The sequence below is a fragment of the Shewanella acanthi genome (assembly GCF_019457475.1).
Lineage (GTDB): Bacteria > Pseudomonadota > Gammaproteobacteria > Enterobacterales > Shewanellaceae > Shewanella > Shewanella acanthi.
Window position 1 is genome coordinate 480,728 of the sequence record NZ_CP080413.1, and the last position, 18,029, is coordinate 498,756.

At 47.9% G+C, this 18,029-nt stretch carries 16 protein-coding genes; 9 read left to right on the plus strand and 7 right to left on the minus strand.

Annotated elements, in window-relative coordinates; translation table 11 throughout:
- Positions 1-35: 35 nt before the first annotated feature.
- On the minus strand, positions 36-926 hold the full coding sequence (locus K0H61_RS02090; RefSeq protein ID WP_220051124.1) for an aldo/keto reductase: 891 nt from the start codon (positions 924-926) through the stop codon (positions 36-38).
- A gap of 203 nt (positions 927-1,129) precedes the next feature.
- Positions 1,130-2,782 carry a mechanosensitive ion channel family protein gene (locus tag K0H61_RS02095; RefSeq protein WP_220051125.1) on the minus strand — a complete coding sequence of 551 codons (1,653 nt, stop codon included), beginning with the start codon at positions 2,780-2,782 and terminating at the stop codon, positions 1,130-1,132.
- A gap of 219 nt (positions 2,783-3,001) precedes the next feature.
- Here K0H61_RS02095 and K0H61_RS02100 point away from each other — a divergent pair, with 219 nt between their 5' ends.
- Positions 3,002-3,331, plus strand: a complete 330-nt coding sequence (locus tag K0H61_RS02100; RefSeq protein ID WP_220051126.1) for a hypothetical protein — start codon at positions 3,002-3,004, stop codon at positions 3,329-3,331.
- Positions 3,332-3,370: 39 nt separating this feature from the next.
- Here the strand turns inward: K0H61_RS02100 and K0H61_RS17765 are convergent, their stop codons facing one another.
- Complete coding sequence (locus tag K0H61_RS17765) at positions 3,371-3,496, minus strand: hypothetical protein (RefSeq protein ID WP_258405990.1); 126 nt, start codon at positions 3,494-3,496, stop codon at positions 3,371-3,373.
- 272 nt (positions 3,497-3,768) lie between these two features.
- On the opposite strand from K0H61_RS17765, the gene K0H61_RS02105 reads away from it, so the two are divergent.
- The 7 genes from K0H61_RS02105 (at position 3,769) to K0H61_RS02135 (ending at position 10,465) form a co-directional block, all read left to right on the plus strand.
- Positions 3,769-4,059, plus strand: coding sequence for an ABC-type zinc uptake system zinc chaperone (locus tag K0H61_RS02105; RefSeq protein WP_220051127.1), 291 nt, complete (start codon positions 3,769-3,771; stop codon positions 4,057-4,059).
- A 75-nt stretch (positions 4,060-4,134) separates the two neighbouring features.
- A complete protein-coding gene (locus tag K0H61_RS02110) occupies positions 4,135-5,310 on the plus strand; it encodes a porin family protein (protein ID WP_220051128.1) in 1,176 nt (391 codons plus the stop codon).
- Positions 5,294-6,226, plus strand: coding sequence for a metal ABC transporter solute-binding protein, Zn/Mn family (locus K0H61_RS02115; RefSeq protein WP_434086599.1), 933 nt, complete (start codon positions 5,294-5,296; stop codon positions 6,224-6,226). Before K0H61_RS02110 ends, K0H61_RS02115 begins: the two co-directional genes overlap by 17 nt.
- Positions 6,227-6,230: 4 nt before the next feature.
- A complete protein-coding gene (locus tag K0H61_RS02120; RefSeq protein WP_220051130.1) occupies positions 6,231-7,016 on the plus strand; it encodes a metal ABC transporter permease in 786 nt (261 codons plus the stop codon).
- 213 nt (positions 7,017-7,229) lie between these two features.
- The gene (locus K0H61_RS02125; protein ID WP_220051131.1) at positions 7,230-7,973 is read left to right on the plus strand and encodes a 1-acylglycerol-3-phosphate O-acyltransferase; all 744 of its coding nucleotides are present in this window, start codon (positions 7,230-7,232) and stop codon (positions 7,971-7,973) included.
- Positions 7,974-8,029: 56 nt separating this feature from the next.
- The gene (gene rraB / locus K0H61_RS02130; protein ID WP_220051132.1) at positions 8,030-8,437 is read left to right on the plus strand and encodes a ribonuclease E inhibitor RraB; all 408 of its coding nucleotides are present in this window, start codon (positions 8,030-8,032) and stop codon (positions 8,435-8,437) included.
- 231 nt (positions 8,438-8,668) lie between these two features.
- Entirely contained in the window at positions 8,669-10,465 is a 1,797-nt protein-coding gene (locus K0H61_RS02135) for a diguanylate cyclase (protein WP_220051133.1), read from the plus strand.
- Between the two features lie 104 nt (positions 10,466-10,569).
- On the opposite strand, the gene K0H61_RS02140 is transcribed toward K0H61_RS02135, so the two are convergent.
- Both K0H61_RS02140 and K0H61_RS02145 read right to left on the minus strand, forming a co-directional pair.
- Complete coding sequence (locus K0H61_RS02140) at positions 10,570-11,571, minus strand: GGDEF domain-containing protein (RefSeq protein ID WP_220051134.1); 1,002 nt, start codon at positions 11,569-11,571, stop codon at positions 10,570-10,572.
- A gap of 17 nt (positions 11,572-11,588) precedes the next feature.
- Positions 11,589-12,584 (minus strand): response regulator, encoded by a 996-nt coding sequence (locus K0H61_RS02145; protein WP_220051135.1) that lies wholly within the window; start codon positions 12,582-12,584, stop codon positions 11,589-11,591.
- A 229-nt stretch (positions 12,585-12,813) separates the two neighbouring features.
- Here K0H61_RS02145 and K0H61_RS02150 point away from each other — a divergent pair, with 229 nt between their 5' ends.
- The gene (locus K0H61_RS02150; RefSeq protein WP_220051136.1) at positions 12,814-13,617 is read left to right on the plus strand and encodes a crotonase/enoyl-CoA hydratase family protein; all 804 of its coding nucleotides are present in this window, start codon (positions 12,814-12,816) and stop codon (positions 13,615-13,617) included.
- A gap of 4 nt (positions 13,618-13,621) precedes the next feature.
- Here the strand turns inward: K0H61_RS02150 and K0H61_RS02155 are convergent, their stop codons facing one another.
- The gene (locus tag K0H61_RS02155) at positions 13,622-14,578 is read right to left on the minus strand and encodes a DUF3530 family protein (protein ID WP_220051137.1); all 957 of its coding nucleotides are present in this window, start codon (positions 14,576-14,578) and stop codon (positions 13,622-13,624) included.
- A gap of 217 nt (positions 14,579-14,795) precedes the next feature.
- Entirely contained in the window at positions 14,796-17,702 is a 2,907-nt protein-coding gene (gene rapA, locus K0H61_RS02160; RefSeq protein WP_220051138.1) for an RNA polymerase-associated protein RapA, read from the minus strand.
- Positions 17,703-18,029 lie beyond the last annotated feature (327 nt).

Sequence of the window (18,029 nt, forward strand, 5' to 3'; positions counted from 1 at the left end):
ATAGTCAGTGAGGATGATGTTCTTTAAGGCGTTGCCTAAGGTACGCTGTGTCCCGTAGATGCCTGCCAAATACTAAACCACTGTTGCTTATCGAGCGTGATGCGCTCAGAGGCAATCGCACTGTTAATCCTGTCGATATTACCGCTACCAATAATAGGTACAGGTTTGCTCGGTAACATGCGCACCCAAGCATAGATCACTTGGCTGATATCGAGTGCGCCAACTTCATCGGCAATCACGGCTAAGGTTTGTAATAGACGGGTTGCCTGCGGATCGGTGCGCCCAAACAATGAGCCTCCCCCAAGGCAGGACCAAGCCATGGGGCGGATGCGTTGTTGCTGGCACAAATCTAAGGTCCCATCGTGCAGGCTATTCATCACCAGTGGTGAAATCTCCACCTGATTAGTCACTAAGGGCGCATCAACTCTTGACGCTAACAGGGAGAATTGTGCATTGGTAAAATTCGAGACGCCAAAGTGCAGTACTTTACCTGCCTGTTTTAATTCATTAAATGCCTCTGCAACTTCATCCGCATCCATCAAGGGATCGGGTCTATGGATAAGCAGTAGATCCAGATAGTCCGTCTTTAATTGCTTCAGTGAGTTGTCGACACTGGCCAAGATATGCGCTTTTGAAGTGTCATAATGATTGACGTAACGCTCGGGGCGACAATCAAACGCAGGCTTAATGCCGCATTTACTCACGAGTTGCATTTTCTGCCGAATGGCAGGATTGAGTGCTAGGGCTTCCCCGAATAAGGTTTCGCATTGGTACTGACCATAAATATCGGCATGATCCATGGTTGTCACGCCTAAATCCAGATATTGCTCAATCAAATTAAGGCGTTGAACTGGTGTCATATCCCAGCTATCCAGTCGCCAAAATCCGGCTACAAATTCTGAAAAGGTAAAATGGGCTGTGTTCATAGGGCTCCTTTGCGCTGGCCAAGTGAGTGGAAGTGAGGCGGATGCTCAATGGGAAATAAATCTGAGCGCTAAAATGACACTTCCTCGTTGCCTATAGTGTAAATCGGAACCCTAAAAAGCTGCCAGCATAATGAAACCAAGACAAAAATGGACAATAAAAAAGGCGTGTATATCGACACGCCTTTTTAATCTACTTTGAGCGATTACTTACTGGTGCGATAGATATGTAAATCGCGCTGAGGGAAAGGAATGCTGATACCTTCGGCATCGAAGCGCATTTTCACCTCGCGGGTGATATCCCAATACACTTCCCAGTAATCTTCGGGTCTCACCCAAGGGCGCACAATAAAGTCCACCGAAGATTCGCCAAGCAAATGCAATTTAATGGTAGGCGCAGGCATTTTTTGCACTTTAGGATGGTTCTCTACAATTTCCTTCAGCACCGTTTCGGCGTGCTCGATGCTATCGCTATAACTGATACCAAAGGTCATATCCACTCGTCGTTGATGCTCTGCGGTAATGTTGTTAATGGTATCGCCCCAAATCTTGTTATTGGGAATAATCAGTCGTTGGTTATCCAGCGTCTTGATGGTGGTCGACACAAGGCTCATATGACTTACACGACCCGTCACGCCAGCAGCGCTGATAAGGTCACCCACATCATAGGGGCGATAAATTAAGATCATCATCCCCGAGGCGAAATTAGACAGTGAATCCTGCAGCGCAAAACCTATGATCACACCGGCAATACCAAAACCTGCGAGTAGTGGGCCAAGTTCAATCCCAAGCTGCGACAGCCCCACCAGTAAACCAATAGTAAACACGGCTTTGCTGGACAACGAAGTAAAGAAATCCTGTAATAACTTACTGAAATTCAGCTTCGAATTACTCACTGTATTTCTGACGATTTTCCGCGCTAATTTGCCTGCTAGACTGGCAATAAACAGAATAAGGCAGAAGAAAAACAGCTTGAATATCAGCGTAGGGCCATGGTTAACCGCTTGATCTGTAGCGGTATGTAGCCACTGTTCAAGTAAGCTTGAAGCAACATCTATGCTCAGTACATCTTGGGTGATATCCCCTGAAACACTAAACAGGGTTTTCTTCAAACTGGCGGTGTTTTGCCCCAGAGCATCAAGCAAATCGATATCGATACTCAGGCTTTGGCTATTTTGCGACAAACGTTCTTTAAGCTGCATCACGCGCGCTGTTTGCGCCGAAGTAACATCTTTGCCCGCATCGGTAGCGACCGTGACTGCTTTTTGCAATTGTTGCTGGTTGTAGGTCACGAAGCTGTCAAAGTTGTCAGCACGAGCGAGTAAATACTGGGTAAATTCCGCTTTTTCTGCACTGACATCTTCCCCTAATTGTTCCAGCCAATTGTAGGTTTCGAGTCTTTGTTTGTAATTTTTGTCCTTATCGAGTTCTCGCTTTGAGATAGTCAGTAGTGTGGCTTCATCATCAGCACTACCCAGTTTTTTAGAGAGCTTATTGACGCTGTCGTTATAGTAATTGTCTATCTTAAGGTTGAACTGTAATTGCTGTTGCACTAAGGCGAGCAGTTGTGTTTTGTCGATATTGCCGTCTTCAAGTAGCGCTTTAATTTTATTTCTAACAGTTAATGTCTTGGTTTGAATGCGATATTCGATAATCGTGCGCACTTCGCCTTCGGATTGAGGCAATCTGGCAATATCAGCCTTAATGGTATTTTGCAGGCTGATGAGTTCATTCTGAGTATCAACAAGCTTTTGCGCCTCGGGTGTAGTGGCAAGAGCTTGGTCATCGGCGGCAAAAAGTTGAGGTGTGAATATCAGAGGTAAGCAGCAGAGTAGTCGTAAGCACAGCGAACGGAACATAGGCGTTATCTTCAATTATAATAGATGGATATATAATAGGAGTCTCGGGATCGACTGTAAAATGATTGCAGCACTATATGTCGTATTTAGGCATAAGTTGTGCGCTGTATGACAAGTTAGTTCCCTTGTATGGTGTTTCTAACCCAAAAGGCTAATTAATTCGACTGATTGCCAGTGGCTTCTGGTAAACTGTGCCCCCATTTTCAGGAAGTGTGTTCTATGTTGTGTTCCCATTGTCATCAAGTGATCAAAGTCGCCGCAGTAAAGTCTCAGCGCGGCAGCGGCTTTAATGCCCAAATCCAATGTCCGCACTGTAGAGCTTGGTTAGGTCGAAGCCCAACATTGATGAAGCTTAAAGTCTTTGCTTTTTACAGCAGTTTAGCGGCAGGACTTTATAGTTACTTCGATACTTCGATGAGCCACATCATGCTCCCTGTGATGATTTTCAGTGTGATGCTATTACTGGTGAGTAATTTTATGGATCATCTACAAACCATAGAAGCACCTGAAAAAACCGACGACAGCGATCAAAGACAAAAGTACCGCTAACGCAGCGGTTGTGGGAATTTGTAGCTGCCGATTAAAGGCTTATTGTACGACTTGCTCTTGGCTTTCGAGAGAATGTTCAACGTAGTAAATTCCGCCAAATATCAATGCGCCGAAAATAATGATGCCTAGGATTAAGCCTAAGTTTTCACGGAAAAATGTCAGCATATGAGTGCCTCAGGTGGATTGAAATGGACTAGGGCTTAATGCGTTAGTTGTCGATTACGCCCGCAAACACGGTCAACATCTTAGTTTTATCGACTTAAGCTAAGCTTAAACTGCCTATTTTTCTAGCACTTTACTCTTCTAATCCATTAGGTTTGTTGAATTTATTGCTGATTGAAAACATCTTGTAACGCATTGAGTAGAGACTCACTTATTGCAACTGGTAAGCTGCCTAGCATAAAATCAGGCCACTTTTTAACTATGGGGACGACAGAGTGAGACTGAATAGTCACATGAGACGCGCGATATCGGTATGGCTTTCAGCCGTATTGTTGCTGCTGTCTTTTGTTGCCTCTGCCCATAGTGTGACCCACCTTGATGATGGGGCGCAGACTCACTGTACCCTGTGTTTCCATCAACATCAGTTCAATAAGATTTTGTTAACGGCGTCGCCGACGCTTGATATAGCCAAGCAGCGCATTGACGTTACAGAATTTGCATCACCCGCTACTCGTTTTGAACACACCAGTGTTTACCAAAGCCGCGCGCCACCTGTGCAGCTCTAAATCAACTTAACATTTTTCTTTTATTTTTCTCGAGGGCGTTAGCCAATCGAGTGCTAGTTGTATTTTGGAGTTAACATGACTGTGGTAAACAACCGAATTTCATTGGTTGCGTTGGCGTGCGCCTTTGTTTCACCGACTCTGCTTGCAGAGGATTCGAGCCTGACAAATCCTTCTATTAGTGCGGTTTTAAATGGTTATTATCAGACGGGTGAGCGCCCATTAGCAGAAAGTCCAGACGGCTTTGGCCTAGGTGAAACTGAGCTTGCAATCAGTGCCAATATCGATGATATGTTCTACGGCAAAGTGACTGGCGTGGTTGAAATCCACGACGGCGAAACTGAGCTCAATCTTGAAGAAGCCTTTATCCAAACACTCGCTATGCCTGCGGGGTTTTCGATGCGCGGTGGCCGTTTCCTGTCGGATATCGGTTACCTAAATAACCAGCATTTACACACAGATGCCTTTACCGATCGCCCGATTGCTTACCGTGCGTTTTTAGGTGGCCATTATTTCGATGATGGTGTGCGCCTAAACTATGTTGCGCCAACGGATCTCTATTGGACCTTAGGCCTTGAAGCGTTTAAGGGGGATAGCCTACGCGCCGCCGATATTGATGCTGATAGAGAGGTTAAAAACGTCGGTGTTTATACCTTCTACACAAAAATCGGTGGCGATATTGGCGACAACAGTTCGTGGCAGGCGGGTTTAAGCTACCTGCGTAACGAGAACGGTCAGCTCAGTGCCCATGAAGACCATGAAGATGAAACCGTAGAGGAACATGCTCACGACCACAGCCATGCTGCATCCTACACAGGTAAAAACACCTATGGTGCTGATTTTGTCTATAAATGGGCACCAAACGGCAACTACAAATACCAAAATTTAACCCTGAGTGGTGAGTATTTCCGTGTCAGCGATTTCGTGCCAAGCGAATTGGCACTTGAGGATGCGCCGAGCAAAGATTATCACCAAGGTTGGTACTTAAGCAGTGTGTATCAATTTACCCCAAATTGGTCGGCGGGGTTACGTTATGGCCAAGTGGATACGCAAGAGCTGCACGACGAGCACTTTGATGCCCAAAAGCTCAAGGAAGCCGAGTTTAGCTTAGCTTGGCATTCTAGCCATTTCTCAACGGTTCGTTTCCAATATACCCGTCAAGAGGGTAAGAATTTCGACGGTATCGAAGACGACAATATTTTCACCGTTCAGTACATAATGTCTTTGGGGGCCCACGGTGCGCATCAATTCTAATTTGTTTGCTAAATCGCTCCGCAATTTACTAAAAAGCGCCTTCGTTGTGCTTTCATTCAGTTGCGCGGGCTTTGCCCATGCCGAGCTGAATGTGTTTGCCTGTGAACCTGAGTATGCGGCGCTGGCTAAGGAGTTAGCCCCTAATGCTGAAATTTACACGGCTACTACCGCGCTGCAGGATCCCCATCAAGTGCAGGCGCGTCCAAGCTTAATCGCCAAGATGCGTCAGGCAGATTTAGTCGTGTGCGCAGGCGCGGATCTCGAAATCGGCTGGCTGCCTATGCTGCAAATGAAGTCGGCTAATGCGAATGTTCGCTCGACGGATAAAGGGCTGTTTTTCGCGGCAGATCAAATCGATACCTTAGATAAGATCGATAATGTCGACCGCAGTATGGGCGATGTGCATGCCAAGGGTAACCCACATATTCACTTCGACCCCGTGCGCTTCTTAAATGTTGCCAAGGCCTTAAGTGCCAAGATGGTACAACTCGATCCATCTAGTGCGGAAACTTACCAGCAGTCATTAGCTGACTTTACCCAAAAATGGGAAGCGGCGATTCCGCGCTGGCAAGAACAAGCGCAAGGGCTTAAGGGGAAAAAGGTCATTGCCTACCACACAAGCTTTAGATACCTATTTAACTTCTTAGGGATAGAGCAAGTCGCCGATCTTGAGCCTAAGCCGGGTTTAGCACCGACCAGTGCTCACTTAGCTATGCTGCTAAGCCGCGCCGAGCAGGGGGATATATTGGCGGTGATCGTCGCTTCCTATCAGGATGAACGTGGTGCTAAATGGTTAGGGGAGAAGGCAAACTTGCCTGTCTTGACCCTGCCAATGTCCGTTGGAGGGAATGATGCTAGTCCGGATCTGTTTAGCCTCTACGACAGCGTCATCGCGCTGCTCAACGGGGTGAAATAGTCCTATGTTCGATCTGGAACTGATGTCGATTTTACTGCCAGCACTCGCGGCGGGGATCTTAGTATTATCAACGCATATAGTGCTAGGTAAACAAGTACTTAAGCGCGGGATTATCTTTATCGATCTTGCCATTGCGCAGGTCGCGGCCCTTGGCGCCATCGTGGCGCACATGGACCACACAATAGAGGAAATGCCCTATTCAGAGGTGTGGATGCCGGCGATATTTGCTATCGGCGGGGCAGGTTTTATTGCTTGGTTGTCAAAGCGAATGGCGAGTGAATTAGAGGCCATGATTGGTTGCTTCTATGTGCTATCCGCTGTCGCCGCCATGCTGCTGCTCGCTAATGATCCCCATGGCGCTGAGTTGCTGAAGCAATTGATGTCAGGTCAGATCCTGTGGGTAAGCTGGTCGCAGTTAATTCTGCCTGCTGTGGTGTATACGGCAGTGCTGGCAACGATTTTCCTGCGTCCACAAATCCTAAATGGCGCCGGATTTTACCTCTTGTTTGCAATAGTGATTACGTTATCGGTTGAACTGGTTGGCGTATATTTGGTGTTCAGTACTTTGATTTTGCCTGCTCTGGCACTAAACAAATATCGAGGAAAAAACAGCTTATTTTACGCCTATATAGTGGGCTTAGCGGGTTATGTGTTAGGTCTAGTGATTTCGGCGACGATGGACTTACCGAGCGGCGCTGCCATTGTGGCGACATTGGCGTTAAGTGCGTTGGTATTTCGTTTAGTATTGTTGAAGTTTGCACCAGCTCCAAACGGTGAATATCAAGGCTGAAATGGCTGTGAAACATTAAAAATAAAGCTTAGTTATTGATTTAAAAGCCCATCAATCTAGCTCATCAAAGCAGCCCATCAAATTGCCGAACAAAAAGGCTGTTTGGTGGGCTTTTGGCTATCTTGGCGCTTTCAGCGTACAGATGTAAACAATGTATTGAGTCCCTAGGGCTGGGTGGCTATACTGTCGCCACTTTTATTCTCGGAGTATGTCGTGCTTTTAATCGTCAGGTCTATGTTGTTGGCGGTGTCATTGTTTCTCGCGTTTATCTTCGGTGGTTTGGTGTGTGTTTTAAGACCCCGTCACCGTGACAATGTACATATGTTCGCCAAGATCTTTGCTTTAGTTGCCTCTATTATTGGGCTCAAAGTGATACTTCGTCGCCACCCAGATGTGCAGGATGGCCCCTATGTTTATCTCGGTAACCATCAGAATAATTTCGACTTATTCACCCATACTAAAGCTGTTCCGCCTGGCACTGTAAGCCTAGGAAAAAAGAGCTTGGTTTGGATCCCGCTCTTTGGCCAAATTTATTGGCTGTCGGGCAATATCTTAATCGACAGAAAGAATCGGAGCAGCGCCTTCGACACTATGGCTAAGACCGCAGAAAAGATTAAACGTAATCGTTTATCTGTGTGGATTTTCCCTGAAGGAACTCGCTCCCGTGGCCGTGGTTTACTGCCCTTTAAGGCGGGTGCTTTCCATACAGCGATTGCCGCGGGCGTGCCTGTTGTGCCTGTGCTGGCATCCTGTCAGAGCCATATCAATCTGAATCGTTGGAATAACGGCGTGGTGATCATCGAAACCATGGCCCCGATCCCAACGACGGGTATCGATAAAGCTGATGTCAAAGCCTTCAGTGCTCAGGTGCATGGGATTATGTCGGCAAAATATAACGAGTTAAATCGCGAAGCGGCAACATTAATGGGTAAAACTCTCCCGAATGATGACGTATAATAGCGTCAATTTGAGCCAGTTTTACTAAACGGCCTATTTACTCACGGAGACTACCCATGTCGATTGAAAGTCTGTTAAAAGCCCAACTAGCTGAGAATCGCGACATAGTACAAGCCCTGCTTGATGATGGTTCAGAGCCTGATGCTGAATACACCATTGAGCATCATTTCTCTTCGCACAACTTTGACCGTTTAGAAAAAGCGGCGGTGGATGCCTTTAAATTAGGTTTCGAAGTGAATGATGCCGAAGAAATGGAATTAGAAGACGGTTCCGTGATCTTTTGCTTCGATGCGATTGCCTACCACAAGTTAGATGTGGCCTTACTCGACAAGGCAACCGAGCAGTTATTACAGCTCGCCACTAAACAAAAAGTGGATTACGACGGCTGGGGTACCTACTTCGTGGGTGATGAAATCGACGATGAAGAGGATGAGGAAGAAGAGGACGACGGTTTTCCGCATTAATCCCCCACAAAATTCGTTTCAATAAAAAGCCCATCCTAGATGGGCTTTTTGTTTGTATGGGTTCGGTTATTTCTGTTTACTCCAGTGCAAGTAATCTTTCTAATTCATCCCAAGTCTTTTGCGACTATTAGGACATCAATGTTTTACTGGTGGAAAATTCGCCTAAGGATCGTTACAGTAAGCGCAAAGTCATGGACCTGACATCCTAAAAATAATAAGAGCTGCCGCCCCATGAAAGCCCCATTTCTTACCCCTTTTTTGCTATTGCTAGTACAAGTGCTCGTGCAAGCGTTAGTTTGCTTCCCCGTCAAAGCTGACAGCTTATCTGAACCCTATTCACCTATCGCAATCAGTGAGATCCCAGTTTCTACAGCTGTCGCCGAGCTTAATTCTGAGCTTCATTCCGGGCATAAAGATCTCACGCCCTTTATCACTCTGCTGGAAGATCCTCAGGGCGAGCTGAGTTTCGAGCAGGTGCTGGATAAGGCAAATCTTGGCCAGTTTAAGACACTGGGGGATAAACAACCTAACTTTGGTTTTACCACCTCAGCTTGGTGGGTAATGCTGACTTTGCACAATCCTACTAAGCAAAGCCAACAATGGTATTTGCGCCAGGATTATCCTCTCATCGATTATCTCGACCTTTGGCAGCCCAAGGTAGGGCTGACAAGTGGCAATTCAACGCAAATGAACATCGATGACTGGCAACGGATCTCTACAGGCGATCGTCACCCCTTTAATAGCCGTCCACTAGAAAACCGTACCTTTGTGTTTCCGCTAACGTTGGCGCCAGGGGAAACCAAAAGCCTGTTTTTACGTTACCAGACCGAGGGCTCGCTCAATATCGGGCTTGAAGCCTATTCGACCGAAGCGCTTATCAGTCAAGTCGGCCATGAATACCTGTTTATGGGCATTTACTATGGTGGCTTTGTGGTACTGCTGGTCTATAACCTAATTATTTTTATGACGGTACGTGAGCGCGCCTTCATCTTTTATGTGCTCTATGTGTTCAGTTATGGCCTCTATATGTCAGTGCATAATGGCCTGAGCTTCCAATTCCTCTGGCCAGATAACAGTTGGCTGGCAAATAAGAGTCTGCTGTTTTTGCTGGCGCTATCTTTGTTTGGGGCGTTGCGTTTTACCCGCGAGATTTTAGGCTCGGCGCAGCTGTTGCCTCGTGCCGATCGCCTTACCGCCGTGATGGAATGGGTTGCGGTCATTTCCATGATGCTAAGCCCAGTGCTTAGTTATCACTTAGTGATAGTGCCCCTATCACTGCTGACCACCTTGCTGTGCGTGCAACTGATTGTGATGGGCGTGCTGGCGCTACTGCGCGGTTCGCGTCCGGCTCGCTATTTTCTGGTGGCCTTTTTGGCGCTACTGCTGGGCGCGTTCACCTATATGATGAAGAGCTTTGGGTTATTACCCCACAATGCCTTTACCCAAAATGCGTTTCAGATAGGTTCACTAGTGGAGATGGTGCTGCTGAGTCTCGCCCTTGGCAGTCGCATGGGGGATATTAAGCGTCGCAATCATATCGATGAGCTTACCGGACTCTATAACCGCCGTTTCTTCGATGAGCAGTTGCCACAGGAATATCAAAAGGCGCTGCGTCGCTCGCAGCCACTTTCGCTGCTGGTAATGGATATTGACAACTTTAAGGCTTACAACGATAGCCTCGGTCATATTCAGGGGGATAAGGCGCTGCGGGCCGTGGCTAAGGTGCTTAGGTCATCGACCCGTAAGCCGGGCATGGCCTGCCGTTATGGCGGAGAGGAATTTAGTTTGATTATGCCGGGGGCGACATCGCATGAGGCGGCCGTTTTGGCCGAGCGCATTCGTGCTAAGGTAGAAGAAGAAACGGTGGGGCGCTTCAATCTTAGTGTGAGCATAGGTCATGCCACCCTAAGCGCAGGCAATTTTGCTAGCGGTTTAGCGATGTTTGATGCGGCAGATGCCGCGCTTTATCAGGCTAAGGCGGCTGGACGAAACTGTGTGCTGGCGTATATGGATACCACGGTTGCTTAGTTCCCCCCTTTGCTTAAACAGCTCCTATCGTGAATAGACATATTAAAATCAGAAGATTGCATAAGTCTTTATCTGTCGCTATGTGCGATTAAACTATTGTGACACTAAAGCTGGCAGCGGTTTCGCCCGTTGAATTTGGCATCGCTTAACACCTTTTCGGTAAGTGATATCCATTTGGATGCCGAGGTGGTGTTGGCATCCAGTTCATATATGCCAGCACTGATAGTGAGCTGCACGCTTTTACCTTCGTAAACCATACTGGATTCTTCGACGTTAATGCGCAGCCGTTCGGCAATTTCCAAAGCATCTTCACCCGTTAAGGGCAGAATTATCGCAAATTCTTCACCGGCATAGCGGGCAACATCTCGAGTGAGATCAATGGCCATACCTATGTCGCCTGCTAACGCAGGATGGTTGCTTATCAATTGCTTAAGTAGGTAGCCGATATGCTGAATGGCTTTATCCCCTGCGCTATGACCCATCTGTTCGTTTATTGATTTGTATTGGTCAATTTCGAGCATGACTAAGCTGACTTTACCCGTCATGTTGTTGGCAATGGGTTTAAGGCTTGTAAAGCGCTGCTCAAGATTCTGTAGCCAATACTGACGATTACTCAGTTGGGTTAACTCATCGGTTTGGTTGAGCTTTGCTAGTTGTTCGTTAATGGCCTTAAGTTGCAGTTTATTCACCGCGATATCGGTGACATCGTAAATAATCAGGCTGATATGGGTGATTTGACCCGTGAGCGATGCCAGCGGCAGCAGTGTCACGTTTTGGTACATAAAGTCGGCGCGGCCCGTGATGGGGCGATAGTTCTTAAATTGAAACACATAGGGGCGCTGCTCCCAACTGATAAAGGCTCGGTTTTTAAGCATAAAAACCGATTCCATCTTCTGCTTTAGCCAAGTGGCGGGCAAGTCGGGAAAGCGGCTAAACAGGTTTTGCCCTTTTATGGAGTTAGGCGAAATACCGCTATGGTTTTCCATAAAACCATTCCAAAGCTGGATATTGTAATCGCGGTCCAATACCACCAATCCCACTTCTATGGTTTGCACCATTTCGATTAGCCAGTGCAGCTCGTTCATGGCGTTTTGATCGTTTGACATAGGTCGTGTTCCACCGATTAATCGAGTAAATAACCGAGCTTATAGCTGAGCGTTGGAATGGAATCTTCGGTAAATAACAGCAGTAAATCGCACTGAATGTCATGGTTTTCAATCCGATAGTTGATTTCCATCGCGAGGGTACGTTGCCATTTTTCCGAGTTGTCGTGGATAAGTTCATTGACTGTGCAGTGCCGCCCCAGCACAACGGGGTGGGCCTGACTGAACTTCATATCTAGCTGCTCTGAAATCCCATTTAAAAAGGCACCGATGAGTACGTTACCCGTGTCCATCAGCACTTCAAGCTCAGTGTTTTTATCCTCGGGATTAGCTAGGCCCATGAGTTTAGCCATTTCATTAAAGCTGGCATCGTGGAATAGCAGCAAAGCTTCACCTGCGATCCCCGCGCCAATAAAGCCCTGACAAATGGCGGAAATTTTTGCGCTGTCCTCGGTGGCCTTAAGCGCCATGGTGAGTTCGCTCACTTCGAGCACATTCACATTTGGAATCGGTAACTGCACAAACACATCTAGTAATTTAGCGAGTAGATTGGCGGCTTGTCCCATGGCGACGTTGGCGATTTCTTGGCAGGCATCGCGCAAGTCGACTTTAAGCATTTCTGCCTCTTTGGGTTGTTCGTGCTGAGCTAGGGTAAGGATGCCGTATTCCTGCAAAATATTGCTAATGGCATCGGCGCTGACGGGTTTTTGAATAAAATCGAGTGCACCTAAGGCTTTAACTCGCTCGTGCGCTTTGATTTGAATATCGCCCGACACCACAATCACTAATGCGGGGAGATCCTGTTGCTGCACGGTCTGCAGCACTTCGTAGCCGTCCATCACGGGCATATTGAGGTCGAGGAACACCACTTCCCCTTTGCCTGCGCGAATCGCCTCAAGCCCCTCGGCGCCATTGGTGGCGTAGCTGATGTCAACGTCCCAATCTTTGGGTAAAGTGCGCGCCATTTGTTTGCGCGCCATGGCGGAGTCGTCACAAATGAGAACTGAAATAGTCATGCCGTTTAAGGCTCCTTGTTCAGGTATCCATGTCGCGTATCTATCTATAAGAAGATAACACTTATCCTGAAGATAGTTGGTAGCTATCAGCATTTTGCTGTGATTGCGCTCTCTCAATCGCGCTATTCATGGAAAGTGAGTCCGTTTAATCGATGACATAATTTGTTTTTGATGGGATTTTCGATTTACCATGCAGCTCAGATGATAATAACAATAAACGGACTTCTCCATGACTGAGCCCTGCGTACAACTCAAAATCGACAATGGCATCGCCTTCGTCACCTTAAACCGCCCGGATAAATACAATGCGCTGAACTACTTGATGTTTAGCGAACTGGATAAAACCATCAAAGCTATCGCAAAAAATCGTAAGGTGCGAGTGGTGATCCTCTCGGGCGCGAATGGCAATTTTTGCTCAGGGCTGGATGTTAAGAGCGTCATGTCGGCGCCATCGCAAATGCTCAAGTTATTGTTTAAGTGGCTCCCCGGCAATGCTAATTTGGCCCAGCGCGTCTCTATTGGTTGGCAGCGTTTGCCCGTGCCTGTGATTGCGGTGCTCGATGGCATTTGCTTTGGCGGAGGAATGCAAATTGCCCTCGGTGCGGATATTCGTATCGCCCATAAAGACACCCAATTATCCATTATGGAGGCCAAGTGGGGGCTGGTGCCGGATATGGCGGGCTTAGCGGCGCTTCGCCAAATTATGCCTAAGGATAAAGCCATGCAATTGACCCTCACCGCGAAAATCCTTAAGGGTGAAGAGGCGCAGTCCTTAGGCTTAGTGACAGAATTAAATGACAATCCGATGCAAGCTGCGGTTGAGATGGCAAATGAGCTACTCAATACCTCACCCGATGCGGCGGCGGCAATTAAGCTCAGTATTAACCGCAGCTGGACTTCTTCAGTGCGCTGCTTACTGAGCCGTGAGTCATGGAGCCAAATCAAACTTATCCTCGGTAAAAACCGCACTATTGCGGCGATTCGCCAACTGAAAGATCCGGCTAAGCCCTATCAAGATCGCTCTGGTTGGTAATTCTTTATTTGCCGCTCCCATGGGCGGCAAATCCCCTAATTAGTTGCAAACAATTCTGCCAAGCGCTCTCGTTATCGAGGTTTAGTGCGAGTTGGTTTTGGCGATAATTGGGGGCTTCTAGACTCAAGGCCAAGGTTTTTCTCAGCTCTGCAGTTTCAAGGGAGGCGGGATGACCATCGGGTGATTGAATATCGAGTATAGGTAGCTGAAGTTTGGCAAGCTTTTCAGGGAGTTCCTGATTACGTTTATCATCCAAGCTGTAGGGGTTAATCACCACCAGTACATCGGGTGGCGTTATCTTATTATCGCTCAGTAGCTTGATAATCAGCGCGGCACTTTGCTCTGCGGTAACGAGCACCCGTTTACCGGGATACTCGTCGCTTACGGCAGCGAGTTTTTCCATGCTTTTCACTAATAACGATTCCTGCGACTGTAGCTGTTTATCACTCTCCTCTGGTTTACGTTTTTGACTTGGTTTATTGGAGGGGTTAGTCAGTTGTCCTTCACCTGCGCTCGCAACCTCCTTTGCATCGGTGGCAAAGTTAGGCGAGGGTGGGTCAATGGGCGGCGTGATACTTAAACTTGCCCAGCCAGCTGGATTGATATTGCGCCGGATATAGGCCATCACCCCAGGTGAATCGGCGCTGCCATTGGTAGCGGGGAGAATAATCGCGGCGCCGAGTTTTTTCTTACCTTCCCAGGGGCGCACCAGTAAATCTAACTGCTGATTATCGACTTTGATCTGCTGCACTTCCTTGGTGGGAAGGTAGCCAAAGTTAGCTTTGGGTTTAGCTGGTATAGGCTCATTTGCTTTTGTTGCATCAGATTTTTCCGAAGCAGGCTTAGAGGAAGCTTCTGTTACTGCGGTTGCAGGTGTGGCGGGTTCCGGTTCTGCCGCGATGGCGTTAAACGCAGATAAACAGATAAGAAGCGTAAAGATTATAGACGCCAATCGTGCCATAAAATGATAACCCGCTGAGTCATATCATAAATTCGATTAGTCTGAGTATAACGCTAAGGTGTTAGGGCGGGGCAAGATTTATCCAAAGATTGGGATTGCGCTAAGAAATCCTTTTAAGGGAAATAAAAAAGCCCAGCAGTGGCTGGGCTTTGGGATAAGTCTATTTAGCTAGTTTAAGCGAATAGCATTTAGGCTAAACGCTCGTAAGCAAACGCACTTAAGCGTGACTTACGAGTACCATACGGATGGCATCGAGTTGCAACTGACTCGCATCTAAGTAAGTGCCGAGTTCCTGCATTTGGTTACGCAGGTATTCCAGCTCTTCTTCGCGTATATTGGGGTTAACCGCTTTGAGCGACTCTAAACGATCCAGCTCAGCCGATAATTGAGTGGTCATCTTCTCGCGAGCTTGGGCAACTAATTCCTGTACTGCCGCTTGCGCCGCTTCTTCACCCTTGGCAAACAGTGGGTGCAGAATTGGTTGAGAAGCGTTAACTAATTTGCTGCCAATATGGCGGTTAACGGCGCTTAATTGCTTATCGAAGCTCGCGTAATCCACTTTATCAGCTAAGTTGTTGCCGTTTTTATCCAGTAACACACGAATTGGTGTTGGTGGTAGGTAACGGTACAGCTGGCTCGACTTAGGTGCAGACGCATCCGCCATGTAGATCAGTTCTAAAAAGAGGGTGCCCGCAGGCAGCGCCTTGTTCTTTAGAATCGCCACGCTGGTGGTGCCAGTGTCAGAGCCTGTGATCAAGTCTAGACCCGTTTGCACTAAGGGATGCTCTTGGGTGATCAGCGCAATATCATCGCGCGATAGCGCAGTATCGCGATCGAAGGTGACAGTTATGCCATCTTCATGCAGGCCAGGGTAAGTAGGGAACATCATGTGTTCGCTTGGACGCAGAATGATCGAATTCTCGCCTCTATCTTCTTGATCCACACCGATAATATCCCATAGACGAATAACCGAACCGATAAGGTGAGTGTCTTCATCGCTTTGGGCTAGACGCTCAACAATGGCTTTAGCCTTGTCACCGCCGTGGGAGTTGATTTCCAGCAGCTTATCGCGACCTTGCTCCATGGCGTGCTTGAGTTCTTTATAGCGAGATTGAGTGTGGTTGAGCAGATTGGTTAGCTCGTCCTCATCGTCACCCACTAGTACATTCAGTAACTCTTCGGCAAATTCACTGTAAAGCACATGACCGCTTGGGCAGGTGAGTTCGAAGGCGTTGAGGCCTTGGTGATACCACTGCATCAAACGCTCCTGCGCGGTATCTTTAAGATAAGGCAGGTGAATTTGAATATCGTTTTTCTGGCCGATACGGTCTAGACGACCAATACGTTGCTCGAGTAGATCTGGGTTTAATGGCAAGTCGAACAGCACTAAGTGGCTAGCGAACTGGAAGTTACGACCTTCAGAACCAATCTCTGAGCAGATTAACGCCTGGGCGCCGCCTTCTTCTTGGGCAAAGTAAGCCCCAGCCTTATCGCGCTCGATAATCGACATGCCCTCGTGGAATACGGTCGCTTGGATACCTTCGCGGGTACGCAGGGCTTCTTCAAGGCTTAGGGCGGTTTCGGCGCCGCTGGCGATGATCAGCACTTTCTTGCTGCGGTGTGATTTTAAGAACTCGATCAACCAATCCACGCGTGGGTCGAACTTCCACCAACTGGCGCTGTTCTCATCGAACTCTTGATAGAGTTTTTCGGGACTTAGTGCTTGAGCGGCCTTGGCCTCTGGCGTTTTGCGGCCACCCATCATATCGTTAACGCGGGCTGCGGTATGGTATTGCTCTGGCATTTCATGGGCATAGGCGTTGAAGATACGCTTGGGGAAGCCCTTAACCGAGGCGCGGCTGTTGCGGTATAGCACGCGGCCAGTGCCGTGACGGTCTAACAACTCTTGTAATAATTCGCTACGCGCGGCCTGTTGCAGTTCGCTGTCGATGCCATCGGCTTGAATTAAGCGAATGCTTGGGGCGATATCTTTCTCGCTCAGTAATTCGGTTAGGCTGTTTATGGCAACATCCGGTAGCTTGCCAACGCCAGCGAGGGCTTCGGCGGCAATGGCGACATCCTTGTAGCTGTTCTCTTCATTGAGAAAAGCGTCGTAATCGTAGAAACGATCCGGATCGAGCAGTCGTAAACGGGCAAAATGGCTCTCGTGGCCGAGTTGATCTGGGGTTGCGGTGAGTAGTAACACGCCAGGCACCACTTCACTAAGTGCTTCAACCACTTGGTAGGCACGGCTTGGCGCTTCTTCAGTCCATTCTAAGTGGTGGGCTTCATCCACCACTAACAGATCCCAGTCGGCGTCTAACGCTTGGTCTAAACGCTTTTTCTTACGCAGTAATTCGAGCGAGCAAATCACTAATTGTTCGGTGTAGAAGGGGTTGTCGTGGTCGGCAAAGGCTTCGACGCAGCGGTCTTCATCGAATACCGAAAAACGCAGGTTAAAGCGGCGCAGCATTTCGACTAACCATTGGTGGCGCAGGGTGTCTGGCACAATGATCAGTACGCGCTCGGCGCGGCCGGTGAGCAGTTGCTGATGAATAATGAGACCCGCTTCGATGGTTTTACCTAAACCTACTTCATCGGCGAGCAGTACGCGCGGGGCGTAGCGACGACCCACTTCATGGGCAATCCACATTTGGTGCGGGATTAAGCCTACACGTGGGCCTTGCAGACCGAGTAGATCTGAGGTCGCCAATTTGTGGCGCAGTAATTGGGCTTGGTAACGCACGCCAAAACGGTCTAAACGGTCGATTTGACCCGCGAATAAACGGTCTTGAGGTTTGTTAAAACGAATGTTGTGGTTAAGCAAAGTTTCGCGCAGGCTAACCTTTTCGCCGCTCTCACTGTGGATACCGTGGTAAATCACTAGGCCATCTTTTTCGGTGAGTTCCTCAATGGCTAGGCTCCAGCCTTCGTGGCTTTCTACCGTATCGCCGGGGTTGTAGATAACACGTGTCAGAGGAGCTTCGTTACGGGAGAACATGCGGTTCTCTCCCGTGGCTGGAAATAATACAGTGACCATGCGGCCTTCAACTTGTACGACTGTTCCTAAACCAAGTTCTGACTCGGTATCACTTATCCAACGTTGTCCTAAGGCAAACGGCATCTTAAATTCTCATCTCTGGCGGGGCTCTAACAAAGGGCGCGTATGTTATATCAATCACAGGGACATTTGAATCGTTCCCATACCTGTTAGAGCCTAATTCTGCATACGGTAGATTACAAATCGAACAGGGTAGAATTTTGCTACCAACTCGCGGTCTAAATGTCATTAGGGTGTCATCTTATGGGGCTACAACTCATGTGCCATCAAACCATAAAAAGTTGATTGTGGTTTTATCTGATTGATGACAGTATGGTTTTAAGTCACTTGTAAGACGTATTTTGAAGCCGTTTGCAAGGACCAGAACCATCCCCCTCTAACACGCTGATT